Here is a 21,658-nt window from a genome sequence, read left to right on the forward strand (position 1 = left end):
CCCGGTGATGGCGGCTTGGACATGAAGTGGTTGGACGGGTCGTGACCAAAGGGTGGAAATTATATGATCAGCGACTGGCCTGGGTCCTCGTCGCGCCCGTGCTTTTGCTGCTTACCCTGCTTCTGCTGCTGCCGATCGCGATGATGACTGTCTACACGTTTTTCACCTTCGTTACCGCTGGGGTGGAGTCGGCGGTGCTGACCTTCGACAACTGGAAGGAATTCCTCACCGACAGCTACTATCACGGCTTTCTTTGGAAGACCGTTCGCGTCGGCGCCATCACCGCTGTGATCTGCGCGATCCTTGGCTATTTCCCCGCCTATTTCATCTGGGCCACGACTTTCAAGCACAAATGGCTGCTGCTGTTGCTGCTCATCGTGCCCTTCTGGATCAGCTTCACCATCCGGACATTCTCGTGGATCCACATTCTCGGCGAACAGGGGCTGATCAACGTCGTGCTCATCCGGCTGGGGGTCATCAACGAGCCGTTGCCGATGCTCTACACCGAGGGCGCCGTCATCATGGGGCTGCTGCATTTTCTGCTGCCCTACATGATCCTGAACGTCTATGTCAGCCTGGAGGGCATCGACCGCACCTTGATCGCCGCCGCCCGCTCGATGGGCTGCACCAGCGCACAGGCGTTCCGCGAAGTGACCCTGCCGCTGTCGATTCCGGGGCTGGGCGCCGGACTGTTGCTCTGCTTCGTGCTGGCGGCCGGCTCCTATGTGACGCCGCAATTGCTCGGGGGAAGCCGCGACGCGCTGTTCGGCAATCTGATCTACGACACCATCATGGGGCAGCTCAACTGGCCGATGGGCGCCACGCTTTCCATCGTCCTGTTCGTTCTGCTCGGTGCGGCCGCGGCCGCCTACAGCCGCTATATGGGCCTGTCGCAGATCATGAAGGGTCTCAGTGCATGAGAGCGGAGCATCCCGATCGCGAAGGCAGATGGGCGTGGCGGCTAACCGGCGCGATCACGGTGTGCGTCTATGTCTTCATGTTCGCGCCGATCCTCGCCACGGTCGTGCTTTCCTTCAACGCCTCGATGTTTGGCGGCTTTCCCCTCACCGGCTTCAGCCTGCGCTGGTACGAGAAGCTGCTCACCAACGGGCCGGTCCTCGATGCCTTCCGGACATCGATGTGGATTGCCCTGGTGACGGCAACGGTGACGACGCTGCTCGGCATCATGGCGGCATTGGCGCTGGTGCGCTTCGAGTTCCGTGGCAAGCAGGCGATCAACACGCTTGTCATTCTTCCCGCGCTGGTCCCCGAGACGATACTGGGCGTCGGCCTGCTGGTCATGATCAAAGCCGTCGACCAACCGCGCAGCATGACGCTTCTGGTACTCGGCCACATTCTGCTCACGCTCCCCTACGTGGTGCTGATCGTTCAGGCGCGCATGGTCGGCATTAAACGTTCCTATGAGGAGGCGGCACTGTCGCTCGGGGCGCCGCGTGTGTCGACATTCCGCGAGATCACGCTGCCGCTGCTCATTCCCGCAGTGCTTGCCAGCGTGCTGCTCGCCTTCACCATCTCGTTCGACAACACCTCGGCCAGCCTGTTCTGGCGACCGGCGGGCGTCGAGACCATGCCGACGCAAATCCTCTCGATGCTGAAGATCTCGATCAGCCCCGAGGTGAACGCGCTGGGCACTGTCATGATCCTTTTGACGGTCGGCATTCCCTTGGCTGGTGGGCTCATCCTGCAAAGCCTCACCTGGTTCAAGGCAGGCAAGTGAAAATGAAAATGGGAGAATGAAAATGAAACTGACAACCACCAAACGACTGGAACGGCTCAACGAACGCTATGCCAATGGCGACATCAGCCGGCGATCATTCCTGACGCTGACGGCCGCCGCTGCCGCCGCCCCCGGGCTTTCCATGCCCTGGATGGGACGCGCGCTGGCCGCGGTTTCGGAAGTGCGCTTCGACGGATGGGGCGGCGTGGTGCAGGAGGCGATCGATAAGTACGCGTTCCAGCCCTACACCGCCAAGTCCAAGGTCAAGGTCGTCCAGGGCACCTTTGGCGACGAGAACGAGATCATCACCAAGATCAAGACGTCGAAGCCGGGCGACTTCCAGATCGTCCATTCTTCCGGCGTCAACTACTACATCAAATACGTCAATGGCGGCTTCAACTCGGAGATCAACGAGGCGAACATTCCGAACATGGCGAATGTGCTGACCGCCATGATCGAGCCGTTCCGCAAGATCACGCCGAAGCTGTCGGCAGTGCCATATGATTACGGCACCACCGGCATCGCCTACAACAACAAGGTCATCTCGCCGGAGGAAGCCAAGGAAAAGGGCGCCAACCTGCTTACCGACAAGAAATATGCCGGCAAGGTCGGCGGCTACGCCGATATGACGACGCGCGTCTGGTATGCGGCGCTGCAGACGAAACAGGACCCCAACAACATCCAGGACATGGATGCGGTCTGGGCCAAGGTTCGCGAGACCCGCGACCTGGCCAAGAAGTTCTGGAGTTCCGGCGCGGAACTGATGGACCTCCTGTCGCGCAACGAAATCGTCGTTACCGATGCCTGGTCCGGACGCGTCGCCGCCCTGCAGCAGCAGGGCCAGCCGATCGGCTATCTCGACCCCGCCGGCTCATACGCATGGATGGAGGACATGCTGGTGCTCAAGGGATCGCCGATGGCCGAATGCGAGGAACTGATCAACTTCATGCTGGATCCGGCCACGTCGATCGCTGTCGCCGAAGGCCAGAATTATCCACCCTCGCTTGATCCGACCAAGGTGAAGCTGACCGACAAGATCGCAGCGCTTCCGGCCTTCGACCCGACCGGATCGATGAAGTCGCTGACCTTCGCCGATCCGCTCTACTGGGCGAAGAACGAAGACGCCTGGACCAAGCAATGGGACAGGGTGTCGAAAGGTGCATGACGATAACAGCCACGATCAGCCCCGGCCGGCATCGGCCGGGGCTGATCGCGACCCGCTCGCTCGGGGCGAAAGCCAGCCGACAGGAAAGCCTGCGGTCGAGTTTCGCGACATCGATATTTTCTACGGCAAGTTCGCCGCCGTGCGCGATTTTTCACTGGCGATCCGCAAGGGCAGTTTCGTCACCTTGCTGGGGCCGTCCGGATGCGGCAAGACCACGATCCTGCGATCGATCGCCGGCCTGGTGGATATCACCAGCGGGCAGATCTCGATCGGCGGAAAGCGCGTCGACGACATCCCGATCTACAAGCGCAACATCGGCCTGGTGTTCCAGAACTACGCGCTCTTTCCACACAAGAACGTCTTCGACAACGTCGCATTCGGGCTGAAATACCGGAACGTGCCGAAACCGGAAATCGTGCGCCGGGTCAAGAAGGCGCTGGATATGGTGCGGCTGCCCGGCAGTGAGACAAAGCTGCCGTCACAGCTCTCGGGCGGCCAGCAGCAACGCATCGCACTGGCCCGCGCCATCGTCTTCGAACCGGAAGTGCTGCTGCTAGACGAGCCCTTGTCGGCGCTCGACGCCAATATGCGCGAGGACATGCGCGTCGAGATCAAGAAAATCCAGCGGGAGACGGGCATCACCGCCATCTTTGTGACGCACGACCAGGAAGAAGCCTTGTCGATGTCCGACCGCATCGTCGTGATGAACGCCGGCCTGATCGAGCAGATCGGTTCCCCGGCGCAGGTCTACGACCAGCCGGCCACCGCATTCGTCGCCAATTTCCTGGGTAAGGCCAACATGCTGCCCGGCAGCGTGACGGCGATGGACGGCAACATGGCAACGATCGCGCTGGCCAGCGGCCATGTCGTGAAGGCGGCCGCACCGAAGGCGCTCACGGCCGGCAGCGCGATCACCGTCGTCGTTCGCCCGCAGAAGCTTACCGTCGGCACCGCCGGTGCTGCCAACAGGCTGTCGGGACGAATAGTCTCGACCTCCTATCTCGGCGGCAATGCGGTCTACGAGATCGACATCGGCGCTGGCACGCCGTTGCGCGCCAACACGCTGATCGACGGCCAGCCGCTGCGTGAAGGCGAAACGGTCGATGTCTGCTTCGACCCGCTGGGTTGCGTGCTTCTCGACGCGCAAGGCGTACGTATCGCGTAGCGACGAGGCGCTGAGCCGTTCAGTCTTTCGCGTCACCCCTTGGCCCGAGAAACCGCGCATAGACCTCACCGACAATACCGCGCCGGAAAACCAGCACGCAGACCATGAAGGTCAGGCCGGTGGCGATGGTCACCGGAAAATTCGAGGTAGCGAGCGTGTTTTCCAGGCCGACGACCAGACTGGCGCCGATGATCGGCCCGACCATGGTGCCGATGCCGCCGAGGAGCGTCATCAGGATCACCTCGCCCGACATCTGCCAGGTGACGTCGGTGAGCGTGGCAAACTGAAAAACGATCGCCTTGAGCGCGCCCGCCAGCCCGGCCAATGTTGCCGACATGACGAAAGCCGCCAGCTTGTAGTTGGCGACGGAATAGCCAAGCGAAATTGCCCGGCTCTCGTTTTCGCGGATGGAACGCAGGATCATGCCGAAAGGCGAGTTGATGACGCGCCAGATGGCGAACACGCCGATCAGGAAGACCGCCAGAACGAAATAGTAGATGTTCATCGAGACGTTCAGGTCGAGCATTCCAAACAGCCTGCCGCGCGGCACGCCCTGGATGCCGTCCTCACCTCCGGTGAACGGCGCCTGCACGCAGAAGAAGAAGAACATCTGCGACAGCGCCAGCGTGATCATGGCGAAATAGATGCCTTGCCGGCGGATGGCAAAGAAGCCCATCACAAGGCCAAGCAGCGCGGCACCCAGGACGCCGAGCAGGATGCCCGCTTCCGGCGGCCAGCCCCAGACCTTGACCGCATATGCGCTGAAGTAGGCTGCCCCGCCGAAGAACGTCGCATGGCCGAAGGACAACAACCCGGTGTAGCCGAGCAGAAGGTTGAACGCGCAGGCAAACAGCGCAAAGCACAGCATTTTCATCAGGAAGATCGGATAGACGAAGAAAGGCGCCACCAGCAGCGCTAGGATGCCGAGCCCCACCAGCGTCCATTCAAGCCATACCGAACTTTTGGCGCGCGTCTCGCGAAGTGAGAGTTCGGCCATCTCAGACGTCCCTTCCGAAAAGACCGGCGGGCCGGACCAGAAGCACGATCGCCATGATGACGAAGACCACCAGATTGGAGGCTTCGGGATAGAAAACCTTGGTCAGGCCTTCGGCGAGCCCAAGCATGTAACCGGTGACGATCGCCCCGAGGATCGATCCCATGCCGCCGACCACGACAACGGCGAACACGACGATGATGAGATCAGATCCCATCAGCGGGCTTACCTGATAGATCGGCGCAGCGAGAACGCCGGCGAGACCGGCAAGAGCGCAGCCGAGGCCGTAGGTAAGGGTCAGCAGCAACGGCACGTTGACGCCGAAAGCCTGGACCAGGCGGGGGTTCTCCGTTGCCGCGCGCAGATAGGAGCCCAGCTTGGTCTTCTCGATCAGCACCCAGGTGCCGAAACAGACGATCATCGAGGCGACCACCACCCAGCCGCGGTAATTTGGCAGGAACATGAAGCCGAGATTGGTGCCGCCGGAGAGCAGCGGCGGCACGGAATAAGGACTTCCCGATACCCCATAGTAGTAACGGAACACGCCTTCGAGCACGAGCGCGAGGCCAAAGGTGAAAAGTAGACCGTAAAGCGGGTCGATATCGTAAAGCCGCGACAGCGCCAGGCGCTCGACCACGACACCGAAGCCGCCGACGATCAGCGGCGATAGGATCAGAGCTGGCCAATAGCCGATGCCGAACCGGGTGAGCAGCAGATAGCCGATGAAGGCGCCGAGCATATAGAGCGCACCGTGGGCGAAATTGATGACACGCAACAGGCCGAATATGACGGCCAGGCCGAGGCTCAACATTGCGTAGAAAGAGCCGTTGATGAGGCCGACCAGCAATTGGCCGAGGAATGCCTGAACGGGTATTCCGAAGATCATCGTCATGGCGCCATCATACACCCAGCACTTCATGCAGCAGCGTCATGCGATCCGGAAGTTCGCCGACCGGAAAGCCCGCCACCACCTTGCCGTGCTCCATCAGATAGAAACGATCGGTGACACGGCTGGCAAAGCGGAAATTCTGCTCGACCAGCAGGATTGTCATGCCGCGCTTTTTCATCGTCGCCAGCAGATCGCCGATGCGCTGCACGATAACGGGAGCCAGTCCCTCGGTCGGTTCATCGAGAAGCAGCATTTTCACGCCGGTCCGCAGCATGCGCGCGATCGCCAGCATCTGCTGTTCGCCGCCCGACAGCCTGGTGCCGGGGCTGTTGCGGCGCTCCTTCAGATTGGGGAAGAGATCGAATATTTCCTCCACGCTCATGCCGCCCTCGGCTACGATCGGCGGCAGGACCAGATTCTCGTCCACGGTCAGCGTCGCGAAGATGCCGCGTTCCTCCGGCACCAGGCCAATGCCTTGATGCGCCGTCCGGTGCAGTGGCAGGCGCATCAGATCCTTGCCGTCGAAAGCAATCTGGCCGGTCCGCTGGCGGATCAGCCCGATGATGGCGCGCAATGTCGTGGTCTTGCCGACGCCGTTGCGGCCCAGCAATGTCACCGTTTCACCTGGAAAGACCTCCAGATCGACGCCGTGAAGCGCATGGCTTTCGCCATACCAGGCGTTGAGGCCGCGGACTGCGAGAAGAGGCGCGGCGTCACTCATCGGCGGTGCCCATATAGGCGATCCTCACCCGTTCGTCGCGACTGACCGTGGCGTAGTCGCCGGCGGCAAGGATTTCGCCGCGCTGCATGACGGTTATCCAGTCGCAAAGATCGGCCACTACAGTCAGATTGTGCTCGACCATCAGCACGGCGCGGTCCCTGGCGACCGAGCGGATGATGTCTGAAACCGTGCGCACATCCTCATGCCCCATGCCGACCATCGGCTCGTCGAGCAGCAGCACTTTCGGATCGAGGGCCAGCGTCGTGGCGATCTCGAGCACGCGTTTCCTGCCATAGGAGAGATCGGCGGCGGGCATGTTCTTGGCATCGTCGAGGCCGACAGACCGCAAAAGCTCCTCGGCGCGCGGCGTCAATCGATCGAGCGCAGCCAGCGAGCGCCAGAACTGAACGCTGAGCCCGCCCGGCCGCTGCAACGCAACGCGCACATTGTCGAGCACGCTGAGATGCGGAAACACCGCCGATATCTGGAACGAGCGCACCAGGCCCATCCGCGCGACCTTGGCCGGCGACGTGCGGGTGATGTCGTGGCCAAGCAGTTCGATCCTGCCGCTGGTCGGCGGCAGGAACTTGGTAAGCAGGTTGAAGACGGTGGTCTTGCCGGCGCCGTTGGGCCCGATTAGCGCGTGGATGTTGCCATGGTAGAGGTCGAGATCGACATTCCTGACAGCGACGAAACCGGCGAAGTCGCGCCGCAAACCGCGGGCGGAAAGCACCACCCGCGGCCCATTCGGTTCGGGCGGCGCCATCGGCCCGCCAATCACTCGCCGGCCGTGGGACAGCCGCTTTCCTTGGGGCTCAGGAACGCCTCGTTACCGGGGATCGTGGCAAGGGGTTTGTAATAGTCCCATTCCTTGGTGCTCTCGCTCGGCGACTTGACCTGATAAAGATACATATCGTGGACCATGTTGCCGTCGGACTGCACTTTGCCGTTCGCCGTAAAGACGTCGTTCACCGGCATCGAATGCAATTCCTTGGCGACGGCTTCAGTCGCGTCGGTGCCGGCCTTGTCGATCGCCTTCAGATACTGCGTCACTGCCGAGTAGGTGGCGACCTGGATCATGTTCGGCATGCGGTTGGTGCGCTTGAAAAACTGCTGGGCGAACTCGCGGCTCTTGTCATCGCGATCCCAGTAGAAGCCTTCGGTCAGCACCACGCCTTGCGCTGCCTCGAGGCCAAGCCCATGCACCTCGGCCAGCGTGAACAGAAGCGCTGCAAGTCGCTGACCGCCCTGCACGATACCGAACTCGGCCGCCTGCTTGATCGAGTTGGAGGTGTCGAGGCCGGCGTTCGCCAGCCCGACGACCTTGGCGCCCGACGATTGCGCCTGCAGCAGGAAGGATGAATAATCGGTCGAGCCGAGCGGATAGCGCACCTCGCCAACCACCTTGCCGCCATGGCTCTCGACGAACTTGGCGGTCTGCTCCTTGAGCGAATAGCCGAATGCATAATCGACGGTGACGAAGAACCAGCTGTCGCCGCCTTGCTGGACAAGAGCGCCACCGGTTCCTACCGCCTGCGAATGCGTGTCATAGGCCCAGTGGAAGCCATAGGGCGAGCATTGTTTGCCGGTCAGCTCGGTGGTCGCGGCGCCGGTGACGATGTCGATTTTCTTCTTTTCCTTGGAAATCCCCTGGACGGCCAGCGCCACCGAGGAGGTGGTCAGTTCCATGATGGAATCGACCTGTTCGGTATCATACCACTGCCGCGCAATGTTGGAGGCGATGTCCGGCTTGTTCTGGTGGTCGGCGCTGACGATCTCGATCGGCGCGCCTTGTACCTTGCCGCCGAAATCCTCGACCGCCATCTTGGCGGCCTCGACCGACCACTTGCCGCCGAAATCGGCATAGACGCCCGACTGGTCGTTGAGAATGCCGATCTTGACCTTGCCGTCAGAAATCTCGGCGGCTGCGGCAGGCATCGCAGTCGCTGCAAGAAGCGCGGCCGAGGCCAGGTACGATATCTTCATTGGTGACTTCCTCCCTTATGGTCGACAACCGAGCAACATGTCGGCGGCTGCCTGCTGCGGCACGAAGAGTGGCCTCCCATATTCCGTCCTCTCCGGCGGAAAATCGCAGCGCTGTACGGCCGGCTATGCCCGTCCCTCAGATCGTAGCATCGCGCGGCAACGCGAGAACAGTTACTTTAGTATTAGGCTCGCGGTGCCCATGCCGCGGACGTCGAAGCGCAACATAGGGCCGGATCGTGCGGGGTCCAGATGGCGCCTGATCTCTCTGAAGCCGACGTGCCGTGATGAAATCCCGGCCCGAGCGGTCGTGATCAGATGATGCAGGTGAACGAGAAACGTGTGTTCTCAACCGCCGGCTGGATGATGGCATGCAACCAGGCGGCCATCGCCGATGCTTTGAAGAAGCGGACGCTGGCTGCGGCAGAGGGAGGTGGCGGCTGGGCAGCGGGTGTGGAACCGGCATCCCGAAGGTGGGTTCATCGGGCTTGGCAGCTCGCCCTTGAGTACCAACCGCCCGCGCCGCGCACGGTCGATGCTGGGTATCGGAACGGCGGAACGCAGCGCCGCGGTGTAATGGTGTCTGGGCGCCGCAAAGACCTCGTCGGTCGGCCCGCTCTCCACGATCGATCCCAGATACATGACCGCCACACGGTTCGAGATCTGACGCACCACGGAAAGGTCGTGGGCGATGAACACATAGGTCAGGTTGAACTCCTCGCGCAGATCGGCGAGCAGGTTGACGATCTGCGCCTGGATCGAGACGTCGAGCGCCGAGACCGGCTCGTCGGCCACGATCAGCCGTGGCCGCAGCGCCAGCGCACGGGCGATGCCGATACGCTGGCGCTGGCAGCCGGAGAATTCGTGCGGATAGCGCGATGCGTGCTGGGGCGACAAGTCGACCCGGCGCAGAAGGTCGGCCACGCGATCCGCCATTTCCGATGCCGAGAGGCGTTCATGGATACGGAATGGATCGGCCAGCAGATCGCCGACCCGCCGGCGCGGATTGAGCGAAGCGCTGGGATCCTGAAAGACCATCTGCATCTGCCGCCGCAACGGACGAAGCTGGCGCTGGGAGGCATCGCTGATGTCGCGGCCCTCGAATTCCAGCGACCCCGAGCTGATTTCGGTCAGACGCACCAGACACCGGCCAAGCGTGGATTTGCCGCAACCGGACTCACCGACGATGCCGAGCGTTTCCCCGGGCCAGATGTCGAGAGACACCTTATCGACCGCATGTACGGTCCGGCGCTGTGCCGGGAAGATCGAGCGGCCGACGCTATAACGTTTCGACAGATCGCCGGCGCGAAGCAGCGGGCGCGGCACGGCATTCATCGTTGCATCTCCACGCCGCCAGGCCTTTGGACAGCGAATTGTCTGCGCGTGCACTCCGGCAACACGCAGGCGGCGCGATGGCTCTCGCCTTGCATGATCGGCAGCTGGACCAGACAGGCGTCGTGGCGAAAGGCACACCGGGGGCCGAAGGCGCAGCCTTTCGGCAGGTTGGAGAGCGAGGGCGGAATCCCCGGGATAGCGGCAAGCCGGGCCGGACGTGGTCCCCCCATCGGCGGGATCGAGCCGAACAAGCCCCATGTGTAGGGATGCAGCGGCGCCCGGAACACGCTGCTCTTGCCGCCCTCCTCGACAAAGCGTCCGCCATACATCACCAGCACCCGGTCCGCGACTTCGGCAACGACGCCAAGATCATGCGTGACCAGGATCACCGCCGACCCGAACTGGTCGCGCAATCGTCCGATCAATTCGAGGATCTGCGCCTGCACGGTAACATCGAGGGCTGTGGTCGGTTCATCCGCGACGAGCAGCGCCGGGTTGCAGGAGAGTGCCATGGCAATCACCGCACGCTGGCGCATGCCGCCGGAAAGCTGGTGCGGGTAGCTGTCGACGACCCGATCCGGATTTGCGATGCCGACCGCATCCAGCAATTGCACGGCCCTCGCCCGCGCGGCTTTCGCCGACGCCTTTTCATGCGCGCGCACCTGCTCGCCGATCTGGTTGCCGATCGTATGCACAGGAGTGAGCGCCGACATCGGATCCTGGAAGATCATCGCGATCTGGCGGCCGCGAATGGCGTCGAGCGCACGCCGGCTGAGCCCGATCAGTTCCTGTCCCATGAAACGGATGGAACCGGAGACGATAGCGTTGGGGCTGTCGATCAGCCCCATGATGGCGAGCAAGGTCTGGCTTTTGCCCGAACCGGATTCGCCGACCACCCCGACGATCTCGCGCTGCTCGACGGCAAACGAGACGCCTCCCACCGCTCGCACCAGGCCCTCGTCGCTGCGGAAGGAGACGGTGAGGTCCTTGACCACCAGAAGAGGAGCATCAGCCGACATTGCGTGCCCTCGGGTCGATGATGACGAAGACGACGTCGACGACGAAGTTTGCCATCACCACGAAGAAGGCGGCGTAGATCACCGTGGCCAGGATCATCGGCAGATCGAGGGTCTGCAGTGCCTCATAGGTCAGTTTCCCGACACCCTGCAGTCCGAAGACCACTTCGGTCAACAGTGCGCCGCCGCCGACCAGGGCACCAAAATCGAGGCCGAACATGGTGACGAATGCGACCAGCGAGGTCCTGAGGCCATGATGCAGCAACACCCGGCGCTCGCCGATCCCCTTGGCCCGGGCGGTGCGGATGAAATCCTCCTGCATCATCTCAATCAGGCTTGCCCGCAGCACCCGTCCATAGAGGCCGACATAGAGGGTTGCCAGCGTGAACCACGGAATGACGAGAGCCTTGAACCAGCCCCAGGGGTTCTCGGTCAGGGGGATGTAGCCGAGCGGAGGAACCCAGGAAAACAGCCAGCTGTCGTGCCAGCGGCTTTGTGTCAGCAGGTTGGCGACCTCGCCCAGCCAGAAGACCGGGATCGACACGCCTATCAAGCTCAGGATCATCAGCGCCCGATCCACGAGTGTACCGCGCGTTGCGCCTGCGATCACCCCGACGATCAATCCGCCGAGCACCCACAGCACTGCCGCGCCGCCGACCAGCGACAGCGTTACGGGAATGGCGCTTATCACGGTCGGGATGACGCGCTGCCCGCGATTGACGAAGGAGGTGAGATCACGGCTGATGAAAAGCCGGTTCATCATCAGCCCATATTGCACCGGCAATGGCCGGTCGAGACCGAAATCGTGGCGCACCTGGATCAACGTCTCTTGCGAAGCATTGCGGCCGGCAATGCGCGCCGACGGATCGGCGCCCGGCGTCGCAAAGAAAATCAGGAAAGCAACGACACTTATGCCGAACATGACCAGCACCATCTGGCCAAGCCGGAAGCCGAGCGCGGCAACCACTAGACGCCCCTCGGCGAGGATTTCGGATCGAGCGCGTCGCGTACGCCGTCGCCCAGAATGTTGAGGGCCAGGACCGTGATGACGATGGCCAGCCCCGGCGCCAGTGCAACGACCGGCCGCGAATAGAGCAGGCCCTGGCCGTCCTGGATGATGGTGCCCCAGCTGGCATCCGGCGGCTGCACGCCGATCGACAGGAACGACAGCGAGGATTCCGTCATCATGTTGAGCGCCAGGATCAACGGCACGAAAACGATGATCCGGGTCACCACATTGGGCATGATGTCGCGCAAAAGGATGCGCCAGGGCGACGCGCCCAGGCCGATCGCAGCGGTCACGAATTCGGCATGCATCAAGGTCAGGACATGGCCACGGATCGGCCGCGCCACATAGGGCACATAGACGATGCCGATGATGAAGACCGGTAGCCACAGGCTGCCGGAGCGGATTTCGAATGGACCGATCTGGATACTCTGCGCAATCAGCACGATCGACAGCGAGATCGCCAGCAGGAAAATCGGGAAGGCCCAGAGCACGTCGAGAATGCGCGACAGGCCGATGTCGACGATGCCACCGAAGAACCCGGAGACGCCCCCCAGAAACGTCGCGAGGACGAGGCACAGCGCGGCTGCAGCACCCGAGATCAACAGCGAATCCCGTCCGCCGTAAAGCAGCCGCGCCGCGACGTCGCGGCCCTGGTTGTCGGCTCCGAGCAGGTAGGGACCGATGCGCCACGTCGGCCCGATCGGCGTCATGCCGAGGCCAAGGCCTTCTGTGGAGGGCTGCAGCACCGGCTGGGTCACCCCATCGACGACGACCTCGCCATTGAGATTGGTCACAAATGGATCGGTGCCGGAGACGTACCGCGCATAAAGCGGCGCCGCGAGCGAGGCGATCACGACGACGACGAGCACGGCGAATGCCGATATTGCCGAACGATCGCCTTTCAGCTTGCGCCATGCCGTGCGCCACGGGCCATCGGTGGCCCGGCGAACCGAGATGGCGGGCTGATCCGCAATGACATTGACCATGAACAGGATTGCCTAGGAAAAATCTCGGCCTGAAAGATGCGCTGATCCGCCGGAAAAGGAAATGCGACGGAGAGCCGGCGGCGCTCCGTCGCATTGGCTCCGGGAGGTTATTCCACCCAAGACTGGCTGACGATCCAGTAGAATTGTGGGCTGAAGGTGAAGTTCTTCAGCCTGGACGAGATGACATCGACCCGCTTCGGCGTGAACAGGACGGCGACCGGCGCCTTGTCCGTCACCGCCTTGTCGATGGCGGTCCAGAGTGTCGCGCCCTTGGCCGGATCGGCGATGGTGGCTGCCTCTGCCTCGTTCATCGATGCGTCGATCGACTTGTCGCAGAACCCCGAAATATTGACCGAGGCGTCGGAACCTGGCGTAAACGAGGCACAGCTGAACAAGACCTGCAGGAAATTCGATGGCGCCGGGTAATCCTGGAACCATTGCGAGATCGAAATCTGCACCTTGTTGTTGGTATTCTGGATGTAGGTGAACTGGATGTTCTGCGAAATCGGCTTGACCGACGTCTTGTAGCCAAGCTGGTTGAGCACGTCCTGCAGATAGACGCCGATCGCCTTGGAGACAGTGGTGTCCTCGGTGATGATCGTCACCTCCTGACCTGCGGTTCCCGATTCAGCAACCAATTGCTTGGCCTTATCCATATCCGGCGCGGACCACTTCTCACCCGGATTGGCGGTGAACGGGCAATAGGCTGCGAATGACGGGAAGCCCGGCGGCAGGATCTGACAGGCCGGCTGCGCCAGATTGCTGCCGCCGAAAAGCTTGACGATCGCGGCGCGGTCGATGGCGAAGTTCACCGCCTGGCGAACGCGGATGTCGTTGAACGGCGCCAGATTGGTGTTCATCGGCGCGTACCACATCGCCGTCAGCGGGTGAACCGTGACCTGCTTGGCATATTTGGTGCCGAGTTCGGCGAGACGGTCGGACGGCGGCGGATCGAACATCCAGTCCGCCTGGCCATTCTCGACCGCCGTCACCGCCGCCTCGTCGGTAAGGCCGAATTCATAGTCGATCTCGTCCGGATATCCGGCCGGCTGCGCTTCCTTGCTCCATTCCTTGAAGTGAGGGTTGCGCACAATCTTCATCAGCTTGTTGGGGTCGTAGCTGGCGATCATATAGGGTCCGGTGCCCGGAATCGGATCGGTGCCGGCGTCCTTGAGCGGCGCGCTCGCCGGCAGGATCGACGCGTGTGGAACGGCAAGCTTCTGCAGGAACTCGGCATCCGGCTGGACCAGGTTGAAGGTAATGGTTCCGGCCGCATCGTCGACAGACAGGCCACCTTCGAGGGAGCATGTCGCGGGCGCCTTCAAGCATGCATCCGCGCCGATGATGCCTTTGTAGAAGGTCCCGGCCGTCGGCCCGCTGATCTTGAAGATGCGCTGGAACGAAGCGACCACGTCTTTGGTCGTGACGTCCGAGCCATCGGCGAACTTGATGCCCTTGCGCAGCTTGAAGACATAGGTCTTGCCGCCGTTCTCGACCTGCGGGAGGCTTTCCGCCAGGTCCGCGACGACCTCGAAGCCGGTCTTGTCTCCGGCCTTCCTGTAGGTCACCAGGCCATCGTAGAGGACATAATTGATCTGGAAATACTGCAGCGTGTAATTGATGTGCGGATCGGCGGTGCCTGCCGCGGCATTGGCCAGCAATCGGAGCGTGCCGCCTGGCTTGCCCTCGGCGGCCAAGGCACCGCTTGCCGGCGACATCATCGTCACGCCGAGCAGAGCCAGCCCGGGTATCAACGCTGCAAATGCTTTTTGGGGTCGCATATTTGTTCCCTCATGGAGGCGTGTCGGCTTTTGCCGCGCTGAATCCGGTCGATCGACCACCGCGCGGCTGAAAACAGTCCTGGGTTTGCGAACGGCGTTCGCTACTTCGCCCAATCGCAAAAGACTACGGCGAGCGAAGCCGGACGGGATAGCTATTAAGATAGATAGGGTCGGACAGGCTTATTCCCGCCTATTTGTTGAGCAGTCGCCCGACATGGCTATTTGACAAGCAATCATCAGCGGGTAAGCTTGCCGGATGCAAAGCCCTCCAGGCGATCTAGAGAGCCGGTTCCGAACTGGAATGAGCATCGACGCTGCCATGGCGATGGCGACGGAGGTGCTGGAGCCCATCGGTTTCACCGCATTCATCTACGACTATACGCCGGTGCCGGTCAGCCACAAGGGCGAGCTTATCACGCCTCGCTGATGGCTCTGCGCAACGTGCCGCGCGACATGCAGGATCTCTGGTGCAAGGGCGGATATTATCAGCTCGACCCGGTGCAGGAGGCCGCGCTCGCGGTATCGAGACCGTTTCTCTGGTCGCACAACGGCGTTCAGAGCAACGTCATGCAGCGTGTGCTTCAGTCCAAGCACGATCCTGTGGTCAGCTATCTGCTTGACACGAGGATGACCTGCGGCGTCACCGTACCCATTCGCCTTGCCGGCGGCGATCTCGCCACCTTCACCGCTATCCGTGCCGATCCGGAGGCCGGGTTCGAGGCCGAAGCCAGACCCTTCATCGCCGAGATCGGCGATCTGGGTCATCTGCTGCATGATTCCGTCTATGCCGGTTTCGATGCTGGAATCCGCACCTGCCAACATGTCCATCTGACGTCGCGCGAACGCCAGTGCCTGCGCCTGGCCGCTGCCGGACTGACGGCCAAGCAGGTCGCGCGCGAGATTGGCCGCGCGGTGCCTACCGCAACGCTGCACCTCAACGCGGCCACGCGAAAGCTTGGCGCGCGCAACCGCTTCCATGCCATCGCGCTCGCCGCCCATTACCGGCTGCTTGAACCGGAGCATTGAGGCTCTCGACCTGCGGGCGATCGGCCTTGCCTCGGGCAAACCCATAACCGGCAAACCTATAAATAGTGCTAGCTGTAAATGCGCCGGGCCGCTTAGTACCGTCGGCCGCAAAACAAGGCTTGGGAGGGGTCCACACTTCGGCCCCTGCCGCGCCATGATGCGGAGCTTTGATTGTGACGGCGCATGCGATCACCGAAGGATTTAGCCAATACCAGGGCTATCGCACCTGGTACCGAGTGACCGGAGACCTCACCTCGGGCAAGCTGCCCCTGATCGTCGCTCATGGTGGACCGGGCTGCACGCACGACTATGTGGATTCATTCAAGGAGCTTGCCGAAACCGGACGAGCCGTCATCCACTACGACCAGATCGGCAATGGCAAATCGACCCATCTGCCGGATAAGGGCGGTGACTTCTGGACCGTCGATTTCTTCCTGGGCGAACTCGATGCGCTGCTCGCCCATCTCGGCATTGCCAGCCGCTACGCCCTGCTGGGCCAATCCTGGGGCGGCATACTTTCGGCCGAGCACGCGGTGCGCCGCCCGGAGGGGCTCAAGGCATTGATCCTGGCCAATTCGCTGGCCTCGATGGTGCTGTGGGTGAAAGGAGCCCGGCAATTGCGCGCCGGGCTGCCAGCCGATGTGCAAAGCGCGCTCGACCGGCACGAAGCGGCAGGAACCACCGATCATCCGGAATATGTTGCGGCGACGAAGGCTTTCTACGACCGCCATGTCTGTCGCGTCGTTCCGATGCCGCCAGAGGTCGCCCGGACATTTGCGGCAATCGAGGAAGATCCGACCGTCTATCACACCATGAATGGTCCCAATGAGTTCCACGTCATCGGCACGATGCGGAACTGGACCATCGTCGACCGCCTGCATCAGATCGAGGCGCCGACCCTGGTTTTCCGCGGCTTCTACGACGAAGCGACCGAGGCCTGCGTCCAGCCCTTTCTGGATCTTATCCCGCACGTCGAAGGTTTGGTCTTCCCGAATTCCAGCCACATGCCGCATGTCGAGGAAAAGCACGACTGCCTCGCCGCCGTCGGGCGCTTCCTGGCCAAATACGACTGACGTTCCAGCACGGCCTTCAGCCTGCGGTGGCCGAAGACGAGTGACAGTCCGCTCTCGGCGAGGTCGGCGAGCAACTCCTCGTTGCCGCCGCCGGTGCCATGACGATGCCGTCGATGCGGCGCTCCAGCACCCGGTCGATCTCGCGCGCTTCGCGTGCCGTGTTTCTCCTCGGTGTTGAACAGCAGAATATTATAGCGCTCGGCGCGCTGGTGGGCTGCGTCTCCAGTCCGCGTACGAACTCGGCGAAAAAGGGGTTGGTGACGTCCGAAATCGGCGCGGCGATGGTGCCGGTCTGGGCGGCGCGCAGGCTGCGCGCTCAGCCATCCGGCCGATATCTCAGCCCGCTGAGCTGTCTTGAGCTTCTTTTGGTCTCGACGCTCAGGGCGCGCGAACCGTTGCCGACAGGCGAGACCATCGCGGCCGACGCCGAGTGCGAAGGTGCCTGCAGGTATGGAACGTGTCCACCCCAAGTTTCGCCAAGCACGTTGCAACCGAATCTATTAGCCGGCGTTAAAGTGCGGGTGGTTTAGCGGGAGGCTTGATGCAGACGTATCTCGTCGAGCGTATGGACGGCGACGATGTGATCTCGGTGCGCGTCGTCAACGCGCCGAGTCCGTTCAAGGCTGCGGCCATGGTGATCGATGGACATATTACCTTCCGAAAGTGGGAAAAAGACTGGATCCGCGTGACTGACGAAAATCGGGGACAGATCTATGCATATTGTTTTGTCGCCGGCAGCTACTCCGATACTGAACCATTGCCGGTATCGCCCGGGAGAACCACAGAATAGGCAATGTGCCTGAATAGCGGCGATTCCGTCTTCGATCCCACCTTGGCAGATGTGTAACAGGCGTTGCCAACTTGGCACGAACGCCAGTGCTCGCTGCGTCAAGCGCACCACGCGAGCCCGGCATGATTGGCTCTGCCGGCGGCTTGCGAAACAGGCGAAGTGACTAACCAAGCGTCCTTGGGCGAAGATCGGGGCATCATCAGAATGATCGATGAAAAGATTGGGGCGGGAGGCGATAAGTGATCCTAATCTTAGCGTGGGCAACTCATGTCTTCGGCATATTTGGGATCAGAAGTCGCGGATCAGGATCTAGCGGTGGATTGTCAGACAACGACCTCCAATAAATGGTCAAGTGTTCCACAATACGCACTGGATCAGGGTGGTCCGGTACTGCGCCCATTTCAAGGATTGGGCACTGATTTTACCAACGTTGCCGTATTCGATCACCTGAGAAATATGGGCCGCCAGCACCCCGACAAGCTTGCAATCAGCGACGGCGCCAATCGTCTGACTTATTCCCAGCTTCTCCGGTCAGTTGAGACGCTGTCCTACCAGATCGCTGCCGCCGTCCCAGACGGACAGGCGATAGGGATTCTTCAGGCCAACTCGGCCTGGTATCCCATCGCCATGCTGGCAAGCATGACGGCTGGGCGACTTTCGGTGCCACTCAACGCGCGAGATCCCAGCTCGCGGATCCTGGAAATCGTGGCGGGGGCGCGGCTCTCGGCCATCCTGGGCGAGGGCAATGTCCGACCCGCCGGTTTGCCTCACCAAGTCAGTTGGATCGATGTGCCCACCAGTGCGGCCTCGCAATCGGTACAAGTGCCTCAGCCTTACCCCGTCTCCGTCGATGCGCCCGCCATCGTGCTTTATACGTCAGGGAGCACAGGCCGCCCCAAAGGCATCGTTAACAGCCAGCGCAGCTTGCTGTGCCGGGTCCAGCAATATGTCGATGCATGCCACATCAACTCGGATGATGTTTTCCTGCCATTGACCGGCCCCGCCACAATCGCCGGGTACCGGGAGATTCTTGCAGCCCTTCTCACCGGGGCCACTTTGCATCTGGTCGAAGTCGAAGCGGTCGGCTTGCGCGCCGTTCAGCGCCTAGTGCGATCCGAAGGCGTGACAATCACCTATCTGGTGCCGGCGCTGCTTCGCGCGCTCATGGCCGACGGACCTGCTGAAGCGTTCCATTCGCTTAGAGTCGCCCGGATCGGTGGCGAGAAGGTGCCCTGGACCGACATCGCACTGCTGCGCAAGGCCGTCTCCGATACGTGCCTCATCCAGATCGGTTACTCGTCAACCGAGACCACCGGCTCACAATGGTTCTTGCCGCGAGACTGGCCGGAGCATGGAGATTCGGTTCCAGTTGGTTGGCTGCTGCCTGGAATCACCTTCGCAATTGTCGACGAAGCGGGCCGCTGCGTTCAATCGGGCCGCAGCGGAGAGCTTCTGATCAGGAGCCCGTATGTCTTGCTTGGCCATTGGGAGGACGGGGCGGTTATGCCGGCGACATCAGACCCGGACGATCCAGGCCTTCGGATTTTCGCGACAGGTGACCTCGTCCGACTTGATAATCAAGGCTTACTGCACATCGTCGGTCGCAAGGGACGGCAGGTAAAGATCAACGGTCGACGCGTCGAGCCAGCCGAACTCGAACGGGTGCTGCGTTGCGCGCCTGCTGTTGCGGATGCCGTGGCAATCGTGACTGCGGCCAATGAGCTTGTCGCCTTTGCCGTTCCTCGGCGCTCGGCCGAAGCGAGCTTTTCGGACGAGCTTCGCCAGCTTGTGAGGACCAATCTGCCACCGCCGCTGCGTCCCTTGCGGTTACACACGATCGCCGAGATCCCGCGTCTGCCAAGCGGCAAGGTGGACATCTCGACACTTGCAGAGATGGATCTTTCAGCCAGAGGGACGGCAGCGACGGCGCGTCCGCTCGAGCCGCGAGGCAAGCTGACGGCGCAGCAGATCGTCCAGCGGGCGTGGACCAGCATCCTCAATACGCGCGTAGCGGCGGGACGCTGGGATGACGCCGGAGGAGACTCGCTGAAGCTGCTGCACTGCGTCATGGAAATCGAAAGCGCCATCGGGCAGGAACTCGGCCTTGAGGCGTTCACCGTTGGAATGAGCCTGGACGAGATGGTCAAGGCGGTCGCGTCTGCACAGGCAGGCGACCAAAGCGCGCGCGCCCAGAAGCATGATCCTCCAATTCTTTTTCTGTTCCCGGGATCCGTCGGCTACGGCCCGAGCCTTGCTGCCTTTGCAGCAGCGATGGGCAAGATCACCCGCGTTGCCCCGATCAGGTACCCAGCCCTGACCATGATCCTGCGCGGGCAAAACAGCCTCTCCGACATGGCCGATGCCGCCGTCGAGCAGATCCGCCGCGCTCAACCCGCGGGTCATATACGACTTCTCGGTCATTCGCTCGGCGGTGCTGTCGCTTTCGAAGTTGCGGCGCGGCTGCTGGCCGCGGGGCGGACCGTAAGGTTCCTTGGCATTCTCGACACCAGTCTCGTCGGCGAGCGAAGCGCTCGCTGGGAGACGTTTACGCGCACATTCAATCGAATCCGAACCAACCGCGTATCCGCTTATCGGATGGCTTGCCGGGCCCTCGCGAAAGTCGCCGTGGCAATGAGGCGCGAGGCGCAACTGGTCCGGTTTCTCGATCGTTTCGCTCAGGGACAGTTCAACGCGACGAGTTTTAGAACCAAACTGGAACTGCAAGAGGTTTTGCGCGCGCGAGCCTTCTTCCAGTGGGTGGCCGAGCCAAAGCCGGCGCTGCCGATCACAGGCACCCTGTTCCGCTGTGCTCGACCCGGAATGCCTCTGGCCATCGGCTGGGATCGCGCTTTCGGACGTCTGGACGTGATTCCGATCGTCGGCAGCCACATCGATCTGGTCGTAGAACCTCACCTCGCCACCAACCGCCCGCTTATCGAGAAAGCGGTGGCGCAAACCTATTCGCCAACCGAGTCTCGCAAACTGGAGTACAAGCTATCGACCTGATCTCAACATTCAGCAAGGACGCGCTTGTGCTCGACGCTGCTGCGGAGGTCGATCGCATCGTCCAGATCCTGCGCCAGCAGGTCCTTGGCACGCTGCGACGTCGAGGCGCGGTTGTCGGCCTCTCAGGCGGCATCGACAGCTCCGTCGTCGCGGCGTTGTGTGTTCGCGCCTTTGGGAAAGACAAGGTCCTCGGAATATTCATGCCGGAGCGCCACTCCTCCGGTGACTCGCTAAGGCTTGGCCGCACTGTCGCCGCACAGCTTGGCATCGATGCGATCCTGGAGGACATAACACCGTCCCTCGAAGCGATCGGCGCCTATTGTCGGCAGACCGAGGCAATCCAGACTGTCGTTCCCGAATATGGGGACGGCTGGAAATGCAAGCTGGTGCTGGCCTCAGTTCTCGAGAGCAATGGTCTCAACATCACGCGCCTCACGGTTCAGGACCCTGAGGGCAGGACCGACACGGTGCGTCTGCCGTCGGCAGCCTATCTGCAGATCGTCGCCGCAACCAATTACAAGCAGCGCCTGCGCAAGATGACCGAGTACTATCATGCCGACCGCCTCAACTACGCGGTAGCGGGCACGCCGAACCGCCTGGAATACGACCAGGGCTTCTTCGTCAAGCAGGGCGACGGAATCGCCGACCTGATGCCAATCGTTCACCTCTACAAGACCCAGGTCTACCAGTTGGCCGAATATCTTGGGGTGGAGGAAGAGGTCCAGCGCAGACCGCCCACCACGGACACCTTCTCGATGGCGCAGAGCCAGGAGGAGTTCTACTTCGCACTGCCTTATTATCTGATGGATTTGTGCCTCTACGGGTTAAACCACGGGATCGCTAGCGAAGACGTCGCCGAGGCCACCGGTCTCACCGTGGTGCAGGTTCAGAAAGTTTTCAAGGATATCGACAGCAAACGGCGCGCCGCACGCTATCTTCACGCGCGGCCGTTGGTGTCCTCTTCAATGGGCGAGGGCTAGG

Annotated in this window: 21 protein-coding genes; 11 read left to right on the forward strand and 10 right to left on the reverse strand. The window is 61.9% G+C overall.

Going from position 1 to position 21,658, the window contains the following annotated elements:
- Positions 1 to 41: 41 nt before the first annotated feature.
- The 4 genes from NKH43_RS02930 to NKH43_RS02945 are packed head-to-tail and all read left to right on the forward strand — an operon-like array spanning position 42 to position 4,068.
- Positions 42 to 920, forward strand: a complete 879-nt coding sequence (locus NKH43_RS02930) for an ABC transporter permease (RefSeq protein ID WP_023718528.1) — start codon at positions 42 to 44, stop codon at positions 918 to 920.
- Complete coding sequence (locus tag NKH43_RS02935) at positions 917 to 1,738, forward strand: ABC transporter permease (RefSeq protein WP_023718529.1); 822 nt, start codon at positions 917 to 919, stop codon at positions 1,736 to 1,738. The genes NKH43_RS02930 and NKH43_RS02935 overlap by 4 nt, the downstream gene beginning before the upstream one ends.
- Positions 1,739 to 1,760: 22 nt before the next feature.
- Complete coding sequence (locus tag NKH43_RS02940) at positions 1,761 to 2,903, forward strand: extracellular solute-binding protein (protein WP_352856497.1); 1,143 nt, start codon at positions 1,761 to 1,763, stop codon at positions 2,901 to 2,903.
- A complete protein-coding gene (locus NKH43_RS02945) occupies positions 2,896 to 4,068 on the forward strand; it encodes an ABC transporter ATP-binding protein (RefSeq protein ID WP_023718531.1) in 1,173 nt (390 codons plus the stop codon). The genes NKH43_RS02940 and NKH43_RS02945 overlap by 8 nt, the downstream gene beginning before the upstream one ends.
- Before the next feature lie 19 nt (positions 4,069 to 4,087).
- Here NKH43_RS02945 and NKH43_RS02950 read toward each other — a convergent pair whose 3' ends face one another.
- The 10 genes from NKH43_RS02950 to NKH43_RS02995 all read right to left on the reverse strand — a co-directional run bounded on the left by NKH43_RS02950 (position 4,088) and on the right by NKH43_RS02995 (position 14,782).
- Positions 4,088 to 5,065 carry a branched-chain amino acid ABC transporter permease gene (locus tag NKH43_RS02950; RefSeq protein WP_352856499.1) on the reverse strand — a complete coding sequence of 326 codons (978 nt, stop codon included), beginning with the start codon at positions 5,063 to 5,065 and terminating at the stop codon, positions 4,088 to 4,090.
- A gap of 1 nt (position 5,066) precedes the next feature.
- Positions 5,067 to 5,954 (reverse strand): branched-chain amino acid ABC transporter permease, encoded by an 888-nt coding sequence (locus tag NKH43_RS02955; RefSeq protein WP_031193840.1) that lies wholly within the window; start codon positions 5,952 to 5,954, stop codon positions 5,067 to 5,069.
- Between the two features lie 7 nt (positions 5,955 to 5,961).
- Positions 5,962 to 6,672 (reverse strand): ABC transporter ATP-binding protein, encoded by a 711-nt coding sequence (locus NKH43_RS02960; RefSeq protein ID WP_352856500.1) that lies wholly within the window; start codon positions 6,670 to 6,672, stop codon positions 5,962 to 5,964.
- A complete protein-coding gene (locus NKH43_RS02965) occupies positions 6,665 to 7,438 on the reverse strand; it encodes an ABC transporter ATP-binding protein (protein WP_352856502.1) in 774 nt (257 codons plus the stop codon). Before NKH43_RS02965 ends, NKH43_RS02960 begins: the two co-directional genes overlap by 8 nt.
- An 11-nt stretch (positions 7,439 to 7,449) precedes the next feature.
- Positions 7,450 to 8,658 (reverse strand): ABC transporter substrate-binding protein, encoded by a 1,209-nt coding sequence (locus NKH43_RS02970; protein ID WP_352856504.1) that lies wholly within the window; start codon positions 8,656 to 8,658, stop codon positions 7,450 to 7,452.
- Between the two features lie 345 nt (positions 8,659 to 9,003).
- The gene (locus NKH43_RS02975) at positions 9,004 to 9,990 is read right to left on the reverse strand and encodes an ABC transporter ATP-binding protein (RefSeq protein ID WP_352856506.1); all 987 of its coding nucleotides are present in this window, start codon (positions 9,988 to 9,990) and stop codon (positions 9,004 to 9,006) included.
- Positions 9,987 to 11,009 carry an ABC transporter ATP-binding protein gene (locus NKH43_RS02980; RefSeq protein WP_352856508.1) on the reverse strand — a complete coding sequence of 341 codons (1,023 nt, stop codon included), beginning with the start codon at positions 11,007 to 11,009 and terminating at the stop codon, positions 9,987 to 9,989. The genes NKH43_RS02975 and NKH43_RS02980 overlap by 4 nt, the downstream gene beginning before the upstream one ends.
- A complete protein-coding gene (locus NKH43_RS02985; RefSeq protein WP_352856510.1) occupies positions 10,999 to 11,973 on the reverse strand; it encodes an ABC transporter permease in 975 nt (324 codons plus the stop codon). The genes NKH43_RS02980 and NKH43_RS02985 overlap by 11 nt, the downstream gene beginning before the upstream one ends.
- Positions 11,973 to 13,001, reverse strand: a complete 1,029-nt coding sequence (locus NKH43_RS02990) for an ABC transporter permease (RefSeq protein ID WP_352856512.1) — start codon at positions 12,999 to 13,001, stop codon at positions 11,973 to 11,975. Before NKH43_RS02990 ends, NKH43_RS02985 begins: the two co-directional genes overlap by 1 nt.
- 107 nt (positions 13,002 to 13,108) lie before the next feature.
- Positions 13,109 to 14,782, reverse strand: a complete 1,674-nt coding sequence (locus NKH43_RS02995) for an ABC transporter substrate-binding protein (RefSeq protein WP_352856514.1) — start codon at positions 14,780 to 14,782, stop codon at positions 13,109 to 13,111.
- A gap of 301 nt (positions 14,783 to 15,083) precedes the next feature.
- On the opposite strand from NKH43_RS02995, the gene NKH43_RS03000 reads away from it, so the two are divergent.
- From NKH43_RS03000 to nadE, 7 genes are all read left to right on the forward strand, one after another.
- Complete coding sequence (locus NKH43_RS03000) at positions 15,084 to 15,209, forward strand: hypothetical protein (RefSeq protein WP_352856516.1); 126 nt, start codon at positions 15,084 to 15,086, stop codon at positions 15,207 to 15,209.
- Positions 15,209 to 15,808: a helix-turn-helix transcriptional regulator gene (locus tag NKH43_RS03005; protein ID WP_352856518.1), complete on the forward strand. Its 600-nt coding sequence runs from the start codon at positions 15,209 to 15,211 to the stop codon at positions 15,806 to 15,808. The genes NKH43_RS03000 and NKH43_RS03005 overlap by 1 nt, the downstream gene beginning before the upstream one ends.
- 173 nt (positions 15,809 to 15,981) lie before the next feature.
- The gene (locus NKH43_RS03010; protein WP_352639386.1) at positions 15,982 to 16,881 is read left to right on the forward strand and encodes a proline iminopeptidase-family hydrolase; all 900 of its coding nucleotides are present in this window, start codon (positions 15,982 to 15,984) and stop codon (positions 16,879 to 16,881) included.
- A 98-nt stretch (positions 16,882 to 16,979) separates the two neighbouring features.
- On the forward strand, positions 16,980 to 17,411 hold the full coding sequence (locus NKH43_RS03015) for a hypothetical protein (RefSeq protein WP_352639384.1): 432 nt from the start codon (positions 16,980 to 16,982) through the stop codon (positions 17,409 to 17,411).
- 11 nt (positions 17,412 to 17,422) lie between these two features.
- Positions 17,423 to 17,671 carry a hypothetical protein gene (locus tag NKH43_RS03020; RefSeq protein WP_352856520.1) on the forward strand — a complete coding sequence of 83 codons (249 nt, stop codon included), beginning with the start codon at positions 17,423 to 17,425 and terminating at the stop codon, positions 17,669 to 17,671.
- 267 nt (positions 17,672 to 17,938) lie between these two features.
- Positions 17,939 to 20,677: an AMP-binding protein gene (locus NKH43_RS03025; RefSeq protein ID WP_352856522.1), complete on the forward strand. Its 2,739-nt coding sequence runs from the start codon at positions 17,939 to 17,941 to the stop codon at positions 20,675 to 20,677.
- Positions 20,674 to 21,657, forward strand: a complete 984-nt coding sequence (nadE, locus tag NKH43_RS03030) for an NAD(+) synthase (protein WP_352856639.1) — start codon at positions 20,674 to 20,676, stop codon at positions 21,655 to 21,657. Before NKH43_RS03025 ends, nadE begins: the two co-directional genes overlap by 4 nt.
- The last annotated feature ends 1 nt before the right edge of the window (position 21,658 follow it).

This window comes from Mesorhizobium sp. M1163 (assembly GCF_040318415.1).
In the GTDB taxonomy this organism is placed as follows: Bacteria; Pseudomonadota; Alphaproteobacteria; order Rhizobiales; family Rhizobiaceae; genus Mesorhizobium.